This window comes from Paracoccus gahaiensis (genome assembly GCF_005048225.1).
Classification (GTDB): Bacteria; Pseudomonadota; Alphaproteobacteria; order Rhodobacterales; family Rhodobacteraceae; genus Paracoccus; species Paracoccus gahaiensis.
This window is the reverse complement of the sequence record NZ_SUNI01000062.1, coordinates 1-2,827: the sequence shown is the minus strand read 5'-3', so window position 1 is coordinate 2,827 and position 2,827 is coordinate 1. Positions and strand designations below refer to the sequence as shown.

Genomic DNA, 2,827 nt, shown 5'->3' with positions numbered 1-2,827 from the left:
CGACATGCTCCGTGATGCAAGGCGCTCTCCGGAGCACTGGAGCGACTTTCTCGAAGACTTCGTCGAAGACCCAGACATCATCGCGCGCGTCAAGGAAAACGGTCCGCGGTAGCAATCGGGCCGTTACCATGAACACTGACGATACGGCGCGGCGGCTGACGACGATCCCGGGAGTGGGGTCCGTAACCGCAGCGGCGACTACCACCTTCGCACCGCCGATGGAGACCTTTTCCAAGGGCCGGGACTTTGCCGCTTGGGTCGGGCTTACGCCGCGACAACATTCGAGCGGTGGCAAGGACAGGCTGGGCCGCACCTCAAAGATGGGGCAACGCGACATCCGAAGGCTGCTGATTATCGGCGCCGTCGCGGTGGTGCGATGGGCCGCGCGCAAGGGCGCGCCTGAGGGCACATGGCTCGGGCGCATGATGGCGCGCAAGCCGAAGATGCTGGTCGCGGTGGTGCTGGCCAACCGCATGGCGCGCACGGCCCGGGCGCTTTTGCGCAAGGGTGAGGATTACAGGGATCCGGCGATGGCTGCCGCATAGGTCAGCGTCGCCGGATGTGAGAGGGGGCGAGGGAACGTAAGGGCAGACGGTCAAGAGACCGGGTCGGGTAAACCAGCATTCCGGACGGAACGCCATCGCGCGCGGGTAAGCGAACTGGTCCCTACCTGCATATCTCCATACAGGCCCGCGGCGCATGAAAGGCTGCATCTTCGAGGCCGGACACACGACCGCACCTGATCACATGCCCAACCGTGCCCAAGTTTCCGCTCGCATCCAAGGGGGCGTCCACACACGGCCGGTTTGGGGAAGCTGCACTGCGCCGCTGTGAGCGCCTCGACCGTCGGCTTTCGGCCAACCGCTGTGTCAACGTTACCGGATCGTCATCACTGTCGCATACGTTCCGCACATCGCGCGACCGAATCCCGGATCGTCGGAACCTCGGGCATGAGGTCCGGAAACCAGTGAAACGGCGAACTGCACAGCATGTCCGCCGCAGTGAACCGGTCCCCTAACAGATACGGCCCCGGCTCAAGCGCCTCGGTCAACCGCGCCGTCATCGTGTCGATGTCGCGGAGCGAGGCGGTGATCGCGGGATGGCTCTATTGCGCCCAGTGCAGCAGGATCAGCGGCTCCATCACGCCCTGGTAGTAGAACAGCCACGACAGATAGGCGCCGCGTCCCACCTCGCCGGGTAAGGGGCCGAGCTTGGCGTTTGGATAGGCGTCGGTCAGATACACGATAATGGCCCCGCGCTCGCGCAGCGTCTCGGCGCCATCGACGAGGTAGGGGACCTTCTTCTCCGGGTGCGGGTTTGCAGGGTCCGGCTGGCCGGAACCATCCTGTCGCGGGATCGAAACCTCGCGGTTCTCGACATCGGCCTCCAGCATCCGGACGAGGGTCGCGATGGTATCTGAGCGTGATTGTGGCGCATGATAAAGAACGGGCATCACAGATTTCCTTCAGTTCTGGATGCGTCTGACATAGCTTGGAGCTCCTGACAGAACGAGGCAGCATCAAGATGGCACGCCAGGACAGGCTGATGCGCCTCATGACGGTGCTGCGACGGCTGCCCGCCCCGGTGACTGCCGCGCGGCTGGCCGAGGAAACGGAGATCTCGCGCCGGCAGTTTTACCGCGACATTGCCACGCTTCGGGCCGGCGGAGCCCTGATCGACGGTGCGGCAGGCGTCGGATATGCGTTGACCGAAGACCCCGTCCTGCCGCCGCAGAGTTTCTCGCAACTGGAGATCGAGGCTCTGATGCTGGCGATCGGCAGCCTGCGCCATCTTGGCGACGCGACGCTGGAGCGCGCAGGCCGCGATGCGGTGGCGCGGATCATCGCGACCCTGCCGGATCGTCAGGCCCGGCAGGCGATGCACAGCGTGCTACGGACCTGGCGTCCGACCGACATGCGTCCCGGCGTGGCGATCGACATGGACCTGCTGCGACAGGCCTGCTGGGACGAGACCAGCCTGTGGATCCGCTATCGCGATCTGAAGAACCAGATGACCGAACGCGAGATCTGGCCGCTTTCCATGTCCTATAGTCCCGAGGCGCTGCTGTTGCTGGCCTTCTGCCAGATGCGGCAGGACTATCGGTTCTTCCATGTCGCCCGCATCGAAGTCTTGCGTTCAGGCGGAACAAGCTTCCGGCCACGCCGGGCAGAACTTCTCCGCAAATTTACAGCGCAGAGGATAGATAAAAAGCAAGATCCCAGGACCTGCCAGGATGCACCGTGCCAGTCGTAGCCTGACCTTCAGCGCCCTCCTGAAGGCAAAGTGGCGCTGAAAAGATGAAATGAACAAGGTGCCGTCGGCAGCTCATCCCGCGATCCAGCTGTTCGTTATGGTAACCCTGTCCCCATCGACGACATCGTCTGGTTGGAATTGCTGCAGCAGGCACGAGCGACCGGATTAAAAAAAGTCGCATTGCAACGATCTTCAAAGGCCGCAGAGCGACGATGAGCCGTTCTCTGGCTCATCTGCCGATCGCCGTATCTCGGGCAGCCGCCTCTCTTGCCATGGCGAGGAACGCCGCGAACCCCGCAGACGGGTTGCGCCTACCGGGGTAATACAGGCTGAAGCCCGGGCGCGGCGGGGTCCAGTCGTCCAGCAGGCGGGTCAGTCGCCCGGCAGCGATGTCATCCGCCACGTCCTGCTCGATGAAGAAGCCGATGCCGGCGCCGTCCAGGATGGCGGTGCGGGCGATGGCGGCCTCGTCCAAGGTCAGGCGACCCTGTGCTTCGATCTGGACCACCTCTCCGGCCCGCTCGAAGGACCAGCGGAACAGCGCGCCGTTCGGCAGGCGCACGCGGAGGCAATC

The 2,827-nt window shown here is 64.1% G+C and carries 4 protein-coding genes and 1 pseudogene; 2 read left to right on the top strand and 3 right to left on the bottom strand.

Annotated elements, in window-relative coordinates; genetic code table 11:
- Positions 1 to 152: 152 nt before the first annotated feature.
- A pseudogene (locus FA743_RS20030) lies at positions 153 to 545 on the top strand (transposase); the annotation flags it as partial.
- 344 nt (positions 546 to 889) lie between these two features.
- On the opposite strand, the gene FA743_RS20745 reads toward FA743_RS20030, so the two are convergent.
- Both FA743_RS20745 and FA743_RS20740 read right to left on the bottom strand, forming a co-directional pair.
- A complete protein-coding gene (locus FA743_RS20745; protein ID WP_281281801.1) occupies positions 890 to 1,093 on the bottom strand; it encodes a glutathione S-transferase C-terminal domain-containing protein in 204 nt (67 codons plus the stop codon).
- 12 nt (positions 1,094 to 1,105) lie between these two features.
- Complete coding sequence (locus tag FA743_RS20740; protein WP_246055083.1) at positions 1,106 to 1,453, bottom strand: glutathione S-transferase family protein; 348 nt, start codon at positions 1,451 to 1,453, stop codon at positions 1,106 to 1,108.
- Positions 1,454 to 1,524: 71 nt separating this feature from the next.
- Between FA743_RS20740 and FA743_RS20020 the strand changes: the two genes are divergently transcribed.
- Positions 1,525 to 2,253: a helix-turn-helix transcriptional regulator gene (locus FA743_RS20020; protein ID WP_136887808.1), complete on the top strand. Its 729-nt coding sequence runs from the start codon at positions 1,525 to 1,527 to the stop codon at positions 2,251 to 2,253.
- A 229-nt stretch (positions 2,254 to 2,482) separates the two neighbouring features.
- Here the strand turns inward: FA743_RS20020 and FA743_RS20015 are convergent.
- On the bottom strand, positions 2,483 to 2,827 hold a 345-nt coding region (locus FA743_RS20015), incomplete at its 5' end, for a LysR substrate-binding domain-containing protein (protein WP_246055082.1).

Coding starts and splice junctions, on each gene's coding strand:
- FA743_RS20020 (WP_136887808.1), top strand. CDS start 1,525: ATGGCACGCCAGGACAGGCTGATGCGCCTCATGACGGTGCTGCGACGG.
- FA743_RS20740 (WP_246055083.1), bottom strand. CDS start 1,453: ATGCCCGTTCTTTATCATGCGCCACAATCACGCTCAGATACCATCGCG.